Here is a 14,792-nt window from a genome sequence, read left to right on the forward strand (position 1 = left end):
GCGTTTCCTTATTGATCGTAACAGTCACCCTTCATAGAAGCCGCGACCGCACTTATCGAGTAGGAGTTTCACGTGGACACCGTCCGGGACCTTAATGCGTTACGCGAAAGCGTCGCCGCCTTCCGTGCGGGCGGCCAGCGCGTCGCGCTCGTCCCGACGATGGGCGCGCTGCACGCGGGCCATGTCGCGCTGATCGAGGCGGCGAAGCGGCCGGGGACCAAGGCCGTTGCGTCGATCTTCGTCAACCCGACGCAGTTTGGGCCGAACGAGGATCTGTCGCGCTATCCGCGGCGCGAGATGGCGGATATCCGGATGCTCAACGAAGCCGGGTGCGACCTGCTCTGGCTGCCGTCGGTCGAGACGATGTATCCCGATGGCTTTGCGACGTCGGTGCGCGTGTCGGGTGTCAGCGATGGGTTCGACGGCGCCTCGCGACCCGGCCATTTCGACGGCGTCGCGACGGTCGTGTCGAAGCTGTTCAACCAGGTCGGGCCCGACGCAGCCTATTTCGGTGAGAAGGATTACCAGCAGTTGGCGGTCGTCCGGCGGTTCGTGGCGGATCTCGACTTCGCTATCGATATCGTCGGGGTGCCGACGCAGCGCGACGACGATGGCTTGGCGATGTCGTCGCGCAACATCTATCTCGACGACGAACAGCGCAAGCAGGCGGTAGCCCTGCCGCGTGCGCTGGGTGTCGCCGCGCGGGCGATTGCGAAGGGCGAGGACGTCGAGTCAGTGCTGGACGATGCGCGGACGGCGTTGGTCGGCGCGGGGTTCACGATCGACTACGTCGCGCTGGCGGATGCCGAAACGCTCGCGGAAAAGCCGGCAGTGGGTCGTCCGTGGCGGTTGCTGGCGGCAGCGCGGATGGGTGCGACGCGGTTGATCGATAACATCGCCATCGATGCGCCAGACGCGTTGTAAAAATCGAGCGTTAACCCATTAACCATTTCGTAGCCCGAATCACGGCAGTCTGCCTTCAAGAACATTGGGGGCAAGACCATGGGTAGCAGTCTCAAGAACGCGAATATCGGAATGGAACGCCGTCTGGCAGATGCCGCGCGCGGCGACGACCGGGCGTGTTACGAACTGGGGATGGTGTATTCGACGGGGACGTCGGGCGTCGTCCTCGACCTGATCGAGGCGCATAAGTGGTTTAACCTGGCGGCGGTGTCGGGGAACATCGCCGCGCAGGAATGTCGTGCCGAGATCGCCGAGGACATGACCGCTCGGGAAATCTCGGTGGCGCAGCGCGCTGCTCGGGATTGGATGCAGCTGACGCAGCGCCGGGCTGCTTAGGCTAGCGTCTGTATCCTCCCCCGCCAGGGGGAGGTGTCTGGCACTTGCCAGACGGAGGGGGCGGTAAGCGATGACCGTCGTTTCGTGTCCTCCCCCTCCGTCACCTGCGGTGCCACCTCCCCCTAGCGGGGGAGGATCGAAAGGTTACGCTTCCGCTGTCTTCTTTGGGACGGCTTTCTTGGCGGGGGCCTTTTTCGCTGGAGCCTTTTTCGCTGGAGCCTTCGCCTCAGCCTCAGCCTCGTCCTTGGCCATTGCCGTCTTGGCAGGCGCCTTTTTCGCCGCTGGCTTCTTGGCGGGCGCTTTCTTCTTCTTCGTCGCCGGCGCCGCGGCGGCGCGTGCGTCGATCAGCGACGCGGCTTCCTCTAGCGTCAGTTGATCCTTTTCGATCGACTTGGGCAGCGTCGCGTTGGTGGTGCCGTCGGTGACGTAGGCGCCGTAACGCCCTTCCATCAGCTTGATCTCGGCCTCGGTGCGCGGATGGTTGCCGAGGACCTTGAGCGGTGCCTGCGCCCCACGCGCGGTGCGGCCGCCGCCGGCTGCCGCTTCGGCAAGCTTCACCACCGCGGCATTCATGCCCGTCTCGAACACGTCTGCCGTGGTCTGGAGGCGGGCGTATTTGCCTGCGTGCTTCAGGTACGGCCCGAACTTGCCGATCGTGGATATGATCGGTTCGCCGGTCTCGGGGTGGTTGCCGACTGTCCGCGGGAGCGACAGCAGCTTGACCGCCCATTCCAAATTAAGCTCGCCGATGTCCTTCGGGATCGAGGCCATCTTGCGGTCTTCGCCTTCGCCGATCTGCAGGTACGGGCCGAAGCGTCCCGATTTGCGCTCGATCGGCTGGCCCGTGTCGGGGTGTGTGCCGAGCGTCGACGGGCCCGCATCCGCCTCGGCGTCGCCGCCGGGTTGCGCGAAGCGGCGCGTGTATTTGCACTCGGGATAGTTCGAGCACGCGATGAACGCGCCGAACTTGCCGCCGCGGAGCGCCAGCTGGCCCTCGCCGCAGTTCGGGCAGAGACGCGGATCGCCGCCGTCAGCCTTGGCCGGGAACAGATACGGCGCGAGGAAGGTGTCGAGCTCCGCCGTGATCGCCGAGGGCTGCTGCTCCATCACCTCGTTGGTGCGAGGCTTGAAATCGCGCCAGAACGCGTCGAGCACCGACTGCCACTGCGCGCGGCCACCGGAGACGTCGTCGAGTTCTTCTTCCAGCTCGGCGGTGTAGTCGTAGCCGACATATTTCTCGAAGAAACGCTCGAGGAACGCCGTCACTAGGCGCCCGCTCTCCTCGGCGAAGAAGCGGTTCTTCTCGATCCGGACGTAGGCGCGGTCCTTCAGCGTCTTAATGATCGACGCGTAGGTGGACGGGCGGCCGATGCCGAGTTCCTCCATCCGCTTGACCAGCGAGGCTTCGGAGAAGCGCGGCGGCGGCTGGGTGAAGTGCTGCTCAGCGTCGACCTTCTTCTTGGCGGGCGCATCGCCTTCGCGCATCCGCGGCAGGCGGCGGGCGTCCTCGTCGGCCGAGTCATCCGAGCCTTCCTCGTACAAGGCGAGGTAGCCGGGGAAGAGCACGACCTGGCCGGTGGCGCGCAGGATGTTGCGGCCGGTGCCGTCGGCCATCTCGACCGTGGTGCGCTCCATGCGGGCGGACGCCATCTGGCTGGCGAGCGCGCGCTTGAATATCAGGTCGTAGAGGCGCGCATGATCGCCGCCGCCGGCCTTGTCCTTGCCGAAATCGGTGGGGCGGATCGCTTCGTGCGCTTCCTGTGCGTTCTTCGCCTTCGACTGGTATTGCCGCGGCTTGTCGGGGACATAGCTCGCGTCGAAGCGGTTCGCGACCGCCAGACGCGCGGCGCTGATCGCGCTGCCGTCCATCTGCACGCCATCGGTACGCATGTAGGTGATCGTGCCGTCCTCGTAGAGGCCCTGCGCGATCCGCATCGTGTGATCGGCCGAGAAACCGAGTTTGCGCGAGGCTTCCTGCTGCAGGGTCGAGGTGGTGAACGGCGGCGGTGGGTTGCGCGTGGCAGGCTTGGTCTCGACCGACTGGACCGAGAAATTGCCGTCGAGCACCGCCTGCTTCGCGCGCAGGGCATCGCCTTCGTTGCCGATCGAGAGGCGGTCGAGCTTGTTGCCCTCGAACTGCGTCAGGCGCGACGTGAAGGCGGTGCCGTCATGCTCCATCTCGGCCGTAACCGACCAGTATTCCTGCGGCTTGAAGACGTCGATCTCGCGCTCGCGCTGGACGATCAGCCGGAGCGACACCGACTGGACGCGACCGGCGGACTTGGCGCCGGGCAGCTTGCGCCACAGCACCGGCGAGAGCGTGAAGCCGACCAGGTAATCCAGAGCGCGGCGGGCGCGGTACGCGTCGATCAGGTCGTCGTCCAACTCGCGCGGGTTCTTCATCGCCTCAGTGACGGTCGCCTTGGTGATGGCGTTGAAGGTGACGCGCTCGACCTCTTTCGGCAGCGCCTTCCGCGCCCGCAGGACCTCACGAACGTGCCACGAGATCGCCTCGCCCTCGCGATCCGGATCGGTCGCGAGGATCAGGCGGTCGGCGAGCTTGGCGAGATCGGTGATCGCCTTCAGCTGCTTCGACTTGTCCGCGTAATTCTCCCACGTCATCGCGAACGCATCGTCGGGATCGACCGAGCCGTCCTTGGGCGGCAGATCGCGGACATGGCCGTAGCTGGCCAGGACGCGGTAATCGCTGCCCAGATACTTCTCGATGGTTTTGGCCTTGGCAGGCGATTCGACGATGACAAGCTGCATGGGGAAACCGGGGTCCTTACGTGTACGCGTACGAGGGTGGGGACGAAGGGGCGGTGCCGTCAACCCGGGGTGGGTATGAGCGGAGTACGCAGATGAGGACGCAGGCGCTGCTTTTCGAGAGGGGCTCCTGGGGGCGGGGTATTTCCCGGATTATGCCGGCGCTGCTGGCACAATATCCGTGTCGGTATGATGACAGTAGACCAATCCCTTTCGTTGCGTCCGATCAGATCAGGCGCAGAGATCGTTACAATTGACGGTCCTCAGTCATCTCTTTCACCGGCCGCTATATCTGGTCGCGCGCACAATTTTCGTCCGGCTTCCTGGCTACCGCAACCGGATACCTCGTTTCGCCAAGGACTTGCAGTTCGGCGTAATCACGATGGATCGTTGCTGGAAGGCGCGAGCCAATGTTCTGCACTGGACGGGGAGGATAGAGCGTGACCAGACATGACCTCGCGATAGCGAAATGGAAGTGTTCGTTCCTTGCCAAAAACATCGTCATTCTTCGCCAGTCGGATCCGGAGCCTCATGTCCTCAACCTGATCGCCTCGCACCAGCACGAACTGGACCTGCTGCTCGCGGCAATCGCGAAGACGCATGAGGCAAAGGACTGGGCTGCGGCGTGGATGGCGAACTCGCAGGCTGAGGGTAGTGTGGCCTTGGCGGCGTCCTGAAACCAGGACGATCAGCGCAGGCTGGCTCGGCCGCCCGCATGACGTTCCAGATGGCCGCCGAGTTCGAGTTCGAGCAGCACGGTTTGGACGACCGCCGGGCTTAGGTGCGACTGGCGGATGAGTTCGTCGATCGTCACCGGTACGGGGCCGAGCAGGTCGGTGATCCTGCGGCGCTCGGTATCGGTCGCGTCTTCCGGGGGCGAGGCGGCGTAGGAATCGATCGGCGAGCGGACCGAACGCGGGTCGAACGGGCGGATCTGTTCGAGGATGTCGGCCGCCGATTGGACGAGCGTGGCGCCTTCGCGGATCAGCAGGTTGCAGCCTTGCGCGCGCGGGTCGAGCGGGCTGCCGGGGACGGCCATGACTTCGCGGCCGGACTCGTTGGCGAGGCGCGCGGTGATGAGCGAGCCGGACTTGGGGACGGCCTCGACCACCACGGTGCCGATCGCGAGGCCGGCGATGATGCGGTTGCGCGAGGGGAAGTTGCGCGCCTTGGGCTCGGTGCCGGGGGGCTGTTCGGCGAGCAGGAGGCCTTCGGTGGCGATGCGCTCTTGCAACGCGGTGTTGTCGGGCGGGTAGGCGATGTCGATGCCGCTGGCGATCACGCCGATCGTGGCGCCGCTGGAGTCTGCGCCGAGCGCGCCGATGTGCGCTGCGGTGTCGATCCCTCGGGCCAGGCCGGAGACGATCGTCGTGCCTTCTTCTGCGAGTTGCAGCGCGAGCTGGCGGGCGAAGCGGCAGGCGGCGGCGGATGCGTTGCGCGCGCCGACCATGGCGATGCAGGGGCGGCTGGCGTGCGCGATGTCGCCGCGGAGGATCAGGGCCGGGGGTGCGGTCTCGATCTCGGCGAGCAGGCGGGGATAGTCCGGGTCGTCGAGGAAGAGGTAGCGTGCGCCGAGCCTTGCGGTGGCGGCCATTTCGCGTTCGGCGAGGGCGGCGTCTGCGATTCTTGGCGCGCGTCCGCCGCCACGTTGGGCGAGCATCGGGAGCGCGTCGATCGCGGCGTCGGCGCTGCCGAAGCGGGCGATGAGTTGGCGATAGGTGACCGGTCCGATCCCGGTCGTGCGGATGAGCCGAAGTCTTGAGACCGTCGGGTCAGTCACCCGGTGGTCGTTTGGAGCGGCCGATGCGTGGCTCGGTGCCGGAGAACAGGCGATCGACGTTCTCGCGGTGCTTCCACAGGACGATCAACGCGAGTGCGAGGAGCAGCAAAACGAGATCGAAGCGACCGAACAGGGCCGCGGCAAATGGCGCGCTGAGGGCTGCGGCCATGCCTGCGACCGAGGAGATGCGCAGGCCTGCGAGAAGTCCCAGCCAAACGACCGCGTAGACCAGCCCGAGTGGCCAGTGGAGTGCGACGACGATGCCCATGAGGGTTGCGACGCCCTTGCCGCCCTTGAACTTCAGCCAGACGGGGTAGCAATGGCCGATGAACGCACCGGCAGCCGCGAGCAGTGCGTTGCCGGGGAACAGGTGTGCGACCAGCAGCACGGCGACCGCACCCTTGGCCATGTCGAGCAGCAGCGTGGCAGCGGCGAGACCCTTCCGGCCGGTGCGCAGGACGTTGGTTGCGCCGATGTTGCCCGAGCCGATCGTCCGCAGATCACCTGCGCCGCCGAGCCTCGTGAGGATGACACCGAACGGGATCGAGCCGAGCAGATAGCTCAGCACGAGCGATAGCGTGGGCGCGACCCAGAGAATTTCCGTCTGCAACTATGTCCCCCGTTCTGGAGGGGCTTATAAACGACGCGGGGCTGACGGCAAATGGCGTGAATTTCAGCGAGGGACGCCAAGGGCCGACGTGCTCCCCTCCCTGGAAGGGAGGGGCTGGGGGTGGGTAGGTCGGCTCATGTCGCGAGGTTTGCGGATGCGGAAGCCGACCCACCCCTAACCCCTCCCTTCTAGGGAGGGGAATCTGTTGCTCTGGTTTAACCCGGTTAATTCATCCTAAGGACAGCGCATGGACACGCGCCCCATCCTGTTTTTCGATTCCGGTGTCGGCGGGCTGTCGATCGTCGGTCCGGCGCGCGCCGCGCTGCCCGATGCGCCGTTCGTCTATGCCGCCGACTCGGCCGGCTTCCCCTACGGGACCAAAAGCGAGGCGGAGATTGCGGCGCGGGTGCCTGTGCTGCTGGGGCGGCTGGCGGAGCGGTATCGGCCGCGGTTGATCGTGATCGCGTGCAACACCGCCTCGACGATCGCGCTGCCGGTGGTGCGCGCGGCGCTCGACCTGCCGGTGGTCGGGACGGTGCCGGCGATCAAGCCCGCCGCGCTGCTGTCGAAGACGCGGACGATCGGCGTGCTGGGGACCGAGGCGACGGTGCGGCAGGCGTATGTCGATGATCTAGCGGCGAAGTTCGCGGGCGATTGCACGGTGCTGCGTTACGGCTCGGCGGCTCTGGTCGAGATGGCCGAGGCGAAATTGCACGGCCGAGTCGTCGCGCCGGAATGTTATGCAGCGGTGCTAGACGGCTTGTTTTCGCAACCCGGTGGCCATTCGATCGACGTGATCGTCAACGCCTGCACGCATTTTCCACTGGTGGAAGCGGAGCTTGCGGCCGCTGCTCCCGATGTACGCTTCGTCGATGGTGGACCGGGGATCGCGCGGCGGATCGTGCATCTCATGCAGGGCGAATCATGGTCGGGCGCGGGGGAGGGCGTTGCCGTCTTCACCCGGTTGGGCGACGAGGAGCGCGCGCTCGGACCGGCTCTGGCGGCGCACGGGTTTGGCAGGATCGAGCAGCTTTAAGCGCTGACCTGGGACAATGTGCCACCTTGCGTCGCGGCCGCATCGTGGCAATGTGCTGCCAGGATGAGGAAAGCGATCACCGTAAGAGCGGTATTGCGCTGGAAACGAGTGAAAGCGAGGCGTAGTGCCCAAGGCCATGATTAGCGACGGCATTCCGGCAACGGATTCGATCAAGGGTCCGCGAGTCGATTATTCGCGCGTTTTCACGCAGGCGATCGACCGGTTGCATGCCGAAGGGCGCTACCGCGTTTTCATCGACATTCTCCGTAACAAGGGCGCGTTTCCGAATGCGCGCTGCTTCGCCGGGCATAACGGGCCGAAGCCGATCACGGTCTGGTGCTCGAACGATTACCTCGCGATGGGCCAGCATCCGAAGGTGATCGCGGCGATGGAAGAGGCGTTGCATGACGTCGGTGCGGGCTCGGGCGGCACGCGCAACATCGGCGGCAACACGCATTACCATGTCGACCTGGAAGGCGAACTCGCCGACCTGCACGGCAAGGAAGCGGCTTTGCTGTTCACGAGCGGTTACGTCTCGAACGAGGCCACGCTGGCGACCTTGGCAAAGGTTTTGCCGGGGTGCATCATCTTTTCCGACGAACTGAATCACGCGTCGATGATCGCGGGCATCCGCAATTCGGGCTGCGAGAAGCGGGTGTTTCGCCACAACGACCTCGCGCATCTCGAAGAACTCCTCGCGGCCGAAGATCCGGCGGCACCAAAACTGATTGCGTTCGAGAGTGTGTATTCGATGGAGGGCGACATCGCGCCGATCTCCGCGGTGTGCGATCTGGCCGACCGGTACAACGCGCTGACCTATTGCGACGAAGTCCACGCGGTCGGGATGTATGGCGCGCGCGGCGGCGGCATCTCGGAGCGGGACGAGGTCGCGCACCGGATCACGATCCTCGAGGGGACGCTCGGCAAGGCATTCGGCGTGATGGGGGGCTATATCGCCGCCGATCGTACGATCGTCGATGTGATCCGCTCGTACGCGCCGGGGTTCATCTTCACGACCTCGCTGTCGCCGGTATTGGTCGCTGGCGTGCTCGCGAGCGTGCGGCATCTGAAAAGCTCGAGCGTCGAGCGCGAGGGGCAGCAGGCGTCGGCGGCGATGCTGAAGGCGATGCTGAAGGACGCCGGGCTGCCGGTGATGATTGGCGATACGCATATCGTGCCGCTGATGGTCGGCGATCCGGTCAAGGCGAAGAAGATCAGCGACGTGCTGCTCGCCGAATACGGCGTGTACGTGCAGCCGATCAACTATCCGACCGTGCCGCGCGGCACCGAGCGGCTGCGATTCACGCCGGGCCCTGCGCATACTGAGGCGATGATGCGCGAACTGACGGATGCGCTGGTGGAGATCTGGAGCCGCCTGGATCTGCGCAAGGCGGCTTGAGGCTGGTCCCGCTCACTGCGGTGCAGCGCTGATCAGTCGATCGTAATCGAGCCGTCAGCGCCCGGCACGTCTAGCGTTTCACCGAAACCTACCGAATGGAACCGCGTGTAATCGCCTTCCAGGGGGTTGGCGTAGACATGGACCACGGACCGGTTTCCATCGACCACCCAGTAATGCGGAATGCCGCCGCGCGCATAGGCGAAGCGCTTCATCGTGGTATCGCGCGCGACCGACGTTTCCGCGACTTCGACGACGAGCAGGAAGTCGGCGGCGAGCAATAGGCGGTTTTCTTCGACCGACGTGCGTAGAACGGCGACGTCGCAACCAAGCACCGTATCGTTACCCAGATCGACGCCGGCCTCGCCAACGATTCTTGACTCAGCAAATAGACGAGACAGGCGAATGGCGATCTTGGCCTGACGCGAGGCGTGCGCAAACTGGGGCGGGTTCATCCGGACGAGTTCCCCTTCGACCAGTTCGACCTTCATGTCGTCGAACGCGCCGGACTCACCCATGCGCAGGAACTCGGCGGTGGTGAAACGCGCCTTTTCCTGCCGATCGGTGCGGAGACTCGCGGCGGATGTATTCATGACCGATTCGTACCATGAATCGAGCCAGCCCGCGAATCGTGCGGCGTGGCCTTAAAGCGCGGCGGCGAGCATCGTCAGGACGCCGAGACCAAGCGACAAAGGTATGCGCAAGGCCATCCAGCCCGGCGGGGCGATGCCGGCGCGGACCAGCGCGCGGTCGACGAGCAGCGCGGCGATCAGGCTGATGCCGAGCACGACCAGCGAGGGACCGGGCCAGCGCAGGCCGACCATCCAGGGCCAGGCGGTGACTAGCGCGATCAGCGACGGCGCGACGCTGGCGAACCACAGCCAGCGGGGCGGCGAGTCGGCGCGCGCGGCCAAGCCCCACCAGAGCCCGCCGAGAAAGCTCAGGATGATCGCGGCATAGGCGTAGGCGATCGCCAGCGCGGAGAACCGGCTTTGCGGATCGCCGCTCAGCAGCAGCGCGACTGCCGCGAGTTGCGGGAGGAGGCCGCTCAGCCCGAGCAGCCGCGCGATCGGCGGGATGCCGCCGGTCGCGGTAGGTCGCACGGGCATCAGACGCGCGCGACCACGCCGGTAGCGACGACCGGGCCGGTTGGCAGGCCGGTCGGCGAGCCGCCGAGTGGCTCGACCGAGATCGCGAGCGTCGCGCCGGGGGTTATGCGACCGCGGTCGACGCCCTTGGGTGCCAGTGAGGTCGGACGGCCCGAGAGCAGGCCGAGCGAATGCGGCACGCCGTCGCCGCCGATCACCCAGAGCTGCGCGACGCGGGCGTTCGGAACGCCGGGACCGGCCGCGACGCGGAGCGCGCCGTTTGCGGGATCGTACACTGCGGCGACGGGCGACTTCGCGTCGCCGAGCATCGCGACGAGCACGCTGGTCGGGCGCGCGACGGGGATCGGTTGCGAGACGGGCACGGTCGGTTCTGGGCGGACCATGACGAACAGCAACAGCGATGCGGCGATCGCGCTGGTGACGGCGGCGAGCGCCGGCCAAGCGAAGCGGCTCGTTTGCGCGGGGGCTGGCGTGCCATCGAGACTGGCTTCGATCCGGGTGGCAAGATGCGCCGGCGCGGCGTGTTCGGGCCAGAGGTCGAACAAGACCGCCAGGCGCGACCGCCACCATTCGACCTGCGCGGCGAAACCGGGTTCGGCGAGTACGCGGCGAAGTGCGGCTCCGCGTTCCTCGCCTTCGAGCAGGCCGAGTGCGAGTTCGGCGGCGGCAATGTCCTCAGGCACGCCGGCATCGGTGGTCGGATCAACCATCGAGGCAATCCTTCAGGCGGGCGAGGCCGCGGCGGACCCAGCTCTTCATCGTGCCCAGCGGCACGGCGCGCTTGATCGCGAGTTCGGCGTAGGTGATGCCGTCGAAGAACGCGGTCCGGATCGCGTCGCGCTGTTGCGGTTCGAGGCCGTTCAGGCACTCGATCAGTTCGCGCGATGATTCGCTCGCCAGCATCCCTGCCTCGGCACCCTCGCCGGGATCGGCGACGTCGGGCGCATCGTCGAGCGGGCTCGTGCGGCGGACGCCCTGTGCGCGCTGCCAGTCGATGGCGCGGTTGCGCGCGATCGTCGCCAACCAGGTTATCGGGCTCGCGCGGCCGGGTTCCCAGGCACCGGCGCGTTTCCAGATCGTGAGATAGACCTCGTGCAGCACATCCTCCGCGGCTTGGGCGTTGCCACAGATACGGTGGGTGATCCCGAAAAGCTTCGCGCTGGTCAGCGTATAGAGTTCGCGAAACGCTTCGCGGTCCTCTTGCCCGGTGCGCAGGAGCACTTCTGAGAGGTGCGCGCGGGCGGCGTCGGCGTTGGCATGTGCGATAGTCACGGGCGGGAACCTAGCGGCTAAGTCCGTCGCGGCAATAGCCTTCACCGGGCTTTACGGTGAGGCAGTCGGTTTTGCCGAAAAGGTATTTGAGCCCGGTCGCGTCGCCGTTGGTCGGGCGCAGCGTTTGGCGGACGCCACCGCGATCGAACGCTATCGTGTCGCCGGTCGCGATGCCGTCGAACTTGCCCTTGTTGTCGAGGTCCCATTGCATCGTCAGTGCGTAGTGGCCGGCGGTGGCGGTCGGGGCGACGTCGAGGACCATGCCTTCGACGCCGATCCAGCGACCGGTGTAGTCGGGCGCCGGTTTAGGCTTGGGAGCGGCGACCTTGCGTTCGACCGATCCGGCGGACGTCATGTTGCCGTCGCTGCTGGTATCGGGGGCCGGGCCGGAACATGCGGTCAGCGCGGCGGCGGCAAGCAGGGTGAGGGCCTTCATGAATGTCTCCTTCACGGTCTCGTTCGACGTCATTCTCGACCTTAACGCGCCATCCTGACGAAAGCGCCCGCGAACAGGTGTGGCAAATTCCGGCTCGGGGGGGTAGGGGGCTGGGCACCCGATCTCCCGTCACAGGAATACGCCAGGTGCGCATCGCCATCGCGTCCGATCACGCCGCCGTTTCGTTGAAAGCGGTGCTCGCCGCTTGGCTGCGCGAGGCAGGGCATGACGTGCTCGATCTCGGGCCCGAAGGCACCGCCAGCGTCGACTATCCGGACTATGGGTTCAAGCTCGCGTCGGCGATCGCCGACGGTCGAGCCGAGCGCGGTATCGCGCTGTGCGGCTCCGGGATCGGTATTTCGATCGCTGCCAATCGCAATCCCGCCTGCCGCTGCGCGCTCGTGTCCGAACCGCTGTCGGCGAGCCTTGCGCGCATCCACAACGACGCCAACGCTATCGCGATGGGCGCCCGCCTGATCGGCGAAGAAATGGCGAAGGCGTGCGTCGAAGCTTTCCTGTCCGCCGAATTCGCCGGCGGCCGTCATCAACTCCGTGTCGACAAGTTAAAGGTCCCCGCATGAGCACTCAGCCCCGCGAACTCCACGACGTCCAGCCCGACGGCTTTTTCACGCGCGGCCTCGCCGATGCAGACGCTGCCGTATTCGCCGGCGTCGCCGCCGAACTCGAGCGCGAGCAGACGCAGATCGAGCTGATCGCGTCCGAGAACATCGTCTCGAAGGCGGTGCTAGAGGCGCAGGGCTCGGTGTTCACGAACAAGTACGCGGAAGGCTATCCGGGCAAGCGCTATTACCAGGGCTGTGCGCCGTCCGACACGGTCGAGACGCTGGCGATCGAGCGCGCCAAGCAGATCTTCGGCTGCGGGTTCGTCAACGTGCAGCCGCATTCGGGCGCGCAGGCGAACGGCGCGGTGATGCTGGCGCTGGTCAAGCCGGGCGACACGATCCTCGGCATGAGCCTCGATGCAGGCGGTCACCTGACGCATGGCGCGAAGCCGGCGATGTCGGGCAAGTGGTTCAATGCGGTCCAGTACGGTGTTGATGCGACTACGCACCTGATCGACTACGATCAGGTCGAGGCGCTGGCTGTCGAGCATCAGCCGAAATTGATCATCGCGGGTGGCTCGGCCTATCCCCGCGTCATCGATTTCGCGAAGTTCCGCGCGATCGCAGACAAGGTCGGCGCGTATTTCATGGTCGACATGGCGCATTTCGCCGGGATCGTCGCAGCGGGCCTGCACCCGACGCCGTTCGGCCATGCGCATGTCGTGACGACCACCACGCACAAGACTCTGCGGGGCCCGCGCGGTGGCATGATCATGACCAATGACGAGGCGATCGCGAAGAAGATCAACTCAGCGGTGTTCCCGGGTCTGCAGGGCGGGCCGCTGATGCATGTGATCGCGGCGAAGGCGGTCGCGTTCGGCGAGGCGCTTCAGCCCGACTTCAAGAGCTACATCGCCGCGGTCGTCGAGAACGCGAAGGTGCTGGCGGCGACGCTCAAGGAGCGCGGCTCGGACGTAGTCTCGGGCGGCACCGACACGCATCTCGCGCTGATCGATCTAACCCCGCTCGGCATAACCGGGCGCGATGCGGACGAGGCGCTGGAGCGCGCGGGGATCACCTGCAACAAGAACGGCATCCCCAACGATCCGCTGCCGCCGGTCAAGACGAGCGGCATCCGCGTCGGTTCGCCCGCAGGCACGACGCGCGGGTTCGGCCCGGCGGAGTTCCGCGAGATCGGCAATATGGTCGCCGACGTGCTGGACGGCCTCGCGAAAAAGGGCGAGCATGGGGACCCGGAAGTCGAAGCGGACGTTCGGACGCGTGTTCGTGCACTGTGCGCGCGCTTCCCGATCTATCAAGGATAAACAGCATGTCGAAGTTCGACGACGTCCAGAACGACATCAAGGCGACCCCCGGCCTCGGCAAGAGCATGGCCAAGTGGAGCGCACTCGGCGCGGTCGTGGCGATCCCGGTGCCGGTAATCGGCCCGATCTTCGGCGCACTCGCGGGCGCGGGCTACGCCTATTACAAGGGCAAGAAGAAGGTCTGAATGCGCTGCCCCTTCTGCGGACATGAAGACAGCCAGGTAAAGGACAGCCGCCCCACCGAAGACGGGGCGGCGATCCGACGTCGGCGCCAATGCGAAGGGTGCGCCGCGCGTTTCACGACGTTCGAGCGGATCCAGTTGCGCGAACTGTTCGTGCTGAAGAGTGAGGGGCGCAGGGAGCCGTTCGATCGCGAGAAGCTGCTCAGGTCGTTGTCGATCGCGACGCGGAAGCGGGCGATCGAGGCGGGACGGATCGAGAAGCTGGTGAGTGGGATCCAGCGGCGGCTGGAAACGCTGGGCGAGAACGACGTGACGTCGAAGCGGATCGGCGAGATGGTGATGGACGGGCTCAAGGGGCTCGATTCGGTGGCGTATATCCGGTTTGCGAGTGTGTATCGGGATTTTAGCGAGGCGAAGGACTTCGAGGCTTTTGCCGGGAGTGTTGAGGAGGTCGGGCGAGCGGAGTGATGCGCGCGCATTGCCCGGCTCGCGTCCGCGCAACTGGCAGCATCGCAAACTTTACCTTATCGACGGTTCCTCACTCCTCTTCCGTTCGTCCTGAGTAGGGACTGAGCTCGGCGAAGGCCCGTATCGAAGGACAGGTCGCATGAGCTTTTACGCCTACATGCTCCGCTGTTCCGACGGCAGCTACTACATCGGCCACACCGACGCCCTGGAACGCCGGATCGCGCAACATCAGCACGGTGAGCTTCCGGGATACACGCACGATCGGCGCCCGGTGACGCTGATGTGGTCGCAGGATTTCCCCAGCAGGATCGAGGCTCTGGAAGCCGAGCACCAGTTGAAAGGCTGGACCCGGGCAAAGAAAGAAGCATTGGCGGCAGGGATTGGGACGCGGTGCGCTTACTCTCGCGCAAATCCTTCGATACGGGTCTTCGGCTTCGCTCAGCCCCTACTCAGGACGAACGGGGTGGGGTGGGTGAGCAGGTTGACTTGGCGGGCACGACGGATTGGCCGACCGCGATGAATTGGTTGTGCCGGACGACTTTGGTGAGCT

General features: G+C 65.8%; 18 protein-coding genes. 10 read left to right on the forward strand and 8 right to left on the reverse strand.

Translation table 11 applies throughout. The features are described from left to right. The first annotated feature begins 72 nt into the window (after nt 1-72). Together panC and AC59GX_RS11135 are read left to right on the forward strand one after the other, a co-directional pair. Nucleotides 73-924: a pantoate--beta-alanine ligase gene (gene panC, locus AC59GX_RS11130; protein ID WP_426282966.1), complete on the forward strand. Its 852-nt coding sequence runs from the start codon at nt 73-75 to the stop codon at nt 922-924. A gap of 78 nt (nt 925-1,002) precedes the next feature. Further along, nucleotides 1,003-1,299: an SEL1-like repeat protein gene (locus AC59GX_RS11135; protein ID WP_426282965.1), complete on the forward strand. Its 297-nt coding sequence runs from the start codon at nt 1,003-1,005 to the stop codon at nt 1,297-1,299. 144 nt (nt 1,300-1,443) lie between these two features. Here the strand turns inward: AC59GX_RS11135 and topA are convergent, their stop codons facing one another. After that, nucleotides 1,444-4,068, reverse strand: coding sequence for a type I DNA topoisomerase (topA, locus tag AC59GX_RS11140; RefSeq protein WP_426282964.1), 2,625 nt, complete (start codon nt 4,066-4,068; stop codon nt 1,444-1,446). 437 nt (nt 4,069-4,505) lie between these two features. Here topA and AC59GX_RS11145 point away from each other — a divergent pair, with 437 nt between their 5' ends. Next, complete coding sequence (locus tag AC59GX_RS11145) at nt 4,506-4,742, forward strand: hypothetical protein (protein ID WP_426282963.1); 237 nt, start codon at nt 4,506-4,508, stop codon at nt 4,740-4,742. Between the two features lie 11 nt (nt 4,743-4,753). On the opposite strand, the gene dprA is transcribed toward AC59GX_RS11145, so the two are convergent. Next, entirely contained in the window at nt 4,754-5,845 is a 1,092-nt protein-coding gene (dprA, locus tag AC59GX_RS11150) for a DNA-processing protein DprA (RefSeq protein ID WP_426282962.1), read from the reverse strand. Then, nucleotides 5,838-6,455 carry a glycerol-3-phosphate 1-O-acyltransferase PlsY gene (gene plsY / locus AC59GX_RS11155; RefSeq protein ID WP_056066307.1) on the reverse strand — a complete coding sequence of 206 codons (618 nt, stop codon included), beginning with the start codon at nt 6,453-6,455 and terminating at the stop codon, nt 5,838-5,840. The genes dprA and plsY overlap by 8 nt, the downstream gene beginning before the upstream one ends. A gap of 247 nt (nt 6,456-6,702) precedes the next feature. Here plsY and murI point away from each other — a divergent pair, with 247 nt between their 5' ends. Further along, nucleotides 6,703-7,491: a glutamate racemase gene (gene murI, locus AC59GX_RS11160; RefSeq protein ID WP_426282961.1), complete on the forward strand. Its 789-nt coding sequence runs from the start codon at nt 6,703-6,705 to the stop codon at nt 7,489-7,491. A 136-nt stretch (nt 7,492-7,627) separates the two neighbouring features. Further along, nucleotides 7,628-8,890: a 5-aminolevulinate synthase gene (hemA, locus tag AC59GX_RS11165; protein WP_056066301.1), complete on the forward strand. Its 1,263-nt coding sequence runs from the start codon at nt 7,628-7,630 to the stop codon at nt 8,888-8,890. A gap of 32 nt (nt 8,891-8,922) precedes the next feature. Here the strand turns inward: hemA and AC59GX_RS11170 are convergent, their stop codons facing one another. From AC59GX_RS11170 to AC59GX_RS11190, 5 genes are read right to left on the reverse strand one after another with little or no spacing between them, the layout of a single operon-like run. Then, complete coding sequence (locus AC59GX_RS11170) at nt 8,923-9,480, reverse strand: Uma2 family endonuclease (RefSeq protein WP_497301698.1); 558 nt, start codon at nt 9,478-9,480, stop codon at nt 8,923-8,925. Nucleotides 9,481-9,531: 51 nt separating this feature from the next. After that, nucleotides 9,532-9,990, reverse strand: coding sequence for a DUF3429 domain-containing protein (locus AC59GX_RS11175; protein WP_497301699.1), 459 nt, complete (start codon nt 9,988-9,990; stop codon nt 9,532-9,534). A gap of 5 nt (nt 9,991-9,995) precedes the next feature. Further along, complete coding sequence (locus AC59GX_RS11180; protein WP_426282958.1) at nt 9,996-10,706, reverse strand: anti-sigma factor; 711 nt, start codon at nt 10,704-10,706, stop codon at nt 9,996-9,998. Continuing rightward, the gene (locus AC59GX_RS11185) at nt 10,699-11,268 is read right to left on the reverse strand and encodes a sigma-70 family RNA polymerase sigma factor (protein WP_426282957.1); all 570 of its coding nucleotides are present in this window, start codon (nt 11,266-11,268) and stop codon (nt 10,699-10,701) included. The genes AC59GX_RS11180 and AC59GX_RS11185 overlap by 8 nt, the downstream gene beginning before the upstream one ends. 10 nt (nt 11,269-11,278) lie before the next feature. Further along, nucleotides 11,279-11,704, reverse strand: coding sequence for a hypothetical protein (locus AC59GX_RS11190; protein WP_426282956.1), 426 nt, complete (start codon nt 11,702-11,704; stop codon nt 11,279-11,281). Between the two features lie 146 nt (nt 11,705-11,850). On the opposite strand from AC59GX_RS11190, the gene rpiB reads away from it, so the two are divergent. The 5 genes from rpiB (at nt 11,851) to AC59GX_RS11215 (ending at nt 14,762) form a co-directional block, all read left to right on the forward strand. Continuing rightward, a complete protein-coding gene (gene rpiB / locus AC59GX_RS11195) occupies nt 11,851-12,285 on the forward strand; it encodes a ribose 5-phosphate isomerase B (protein ID WP_192977141.1) in 435 nt (144 codons plus the stop codon). Next, nucleotides 12,282-13,592 carry a serine hydroxymethyltransferase gene (locus AC59GX_RS11200; RefSeq protein ID WP_426282955.1) on the forward strand — a complete coding sequence of 437 codons (1,311 nt, stop codon included), beginning with the start codon at nt 12,282-12,284 and terminating at the stop codon, nt 13,590-13,592. The genes rpiB and AC59GX_RS11200 overlap by 4 nt, the downstream gene beginning before the upstream one ends. Before the next feature lie 5 nt (nt 13,593-13,597). Next, nucleotides 13,598-13,777 (forward strand): hypothetical protein, encoded by a 180-nt coding sequence (locus tag AC59GX_RS11205; protein ID WP_056053298.1) that lies wholly within the window; start codon nt 13,598-13,600, stop codon nt 13,775-13,777. Next, the gene (gene nrdR, locus AC59GX_RS11210) at nt 13,778-14,242 is read left to right on the forward strand and encodes a transcriptional regulator NrdR (protein WP_056487307.1); all 465 of its coding nucleotides are present in this window, start codon (nt 13,778-13,780) and stop codon (nt 14,240-14,242) included. It abuts the gene before it with no gap. Between the two features lie 139 nt (nt 14,243-14,381). Further along, nucleotides 14,382-14,762: a GIY-YIG nuclease family protein gene (locus AC59GX_RS11215; protein WP_426282954.1), complete on the forward strand. Its 381-nt coding sequence runs from the start codon at nt 14,382-14,384 to the stop codon at nt 14,760-14,762. Nucleotides 14,763-14,792: the final 30 nt, after the last annotated feature.

The sequence above is a fragment of the Sphingomonas sp. 320_CC genome (assembly GCF_059691795.1).

Bases quoted from the DNA above. Each gene is read 5' to 3' on its own strand.
- AC59GX_RS11135 (WP_426282965.1), top strand. From the start codon at position 1,003: ATGGGTAGCAGTCTCAAGAACGCGAATATCGGAATGGAACGCCGTCTG.
- nrdR (WP_056487307.1), top strand. From the start codon at position 13,778: ATGCGCTGCCCCTTCTGCGGACATGAAGACAGCCAGGTAAAGGACAGC.
- AC59GX_RS11205 (WP_056053298.1), top strand. From the start codon at position 13,598: ATGTCGAAGTTCGACGACGTCCAGAACGACATCAAGGCGACCCCCGGC.
- topA (WP_426282964.1), bottom strand. From the start codon at position 4,068: ATGCAGCTTGTCATCGTCGAATCGCCTGCCAAGGCCAAAACCATCGAG.
- murI (WP_426282961.1), top strand. From the start codon at position 6,703: ATGGACACGCGCCCCATCCTGTTTTTCGATTCCGGTGTCGGCGGGCTG.
- hemA (WP_056066301.1), top strand. From the start codon at position 7,628: ATGATTAGCGACGGCATTCCGGCAACGGATTCGATCAAGGGTCCGCGA.
- AC59GX_RS11215 (WP_426282954.1), top strand. From the start codon at position 14,382: ATGAGCTTTTACGCCTACATGCTCCGCTGTTCCGACGGCAGCTACTAC.
- AC59GX_RS11180 (WP_426282958.1), bottom strand. From the start codon at position 10,706: ATGGTTGATCCGACCACCGATGCCGGCGTGCCTGAGGACATTGCCGCC.
- AC59GX_RS11190 (WP_426282956.1), bottom strand. From the start codon at position 11,704: ATGAAGGCCCTCACCCTGCTTGCCGCCGCCGCGCTGACCGCATGTTCC.
- AC59GX_RS11170 (WP_497301698.1), bottom strand. From the start codon at position 9,480: ATGAATACATCCGCCGCGAGTCTCCGCACCGATCGGCAGGAAAAGGCG.
- AC59GX_RS11200 (WP_426282955.1), top strand. From the start codon at position 12,282: ATGAGCACTCAGCCCCGCGAACTCCACGACGTCCAGCCCGACGGCTTT.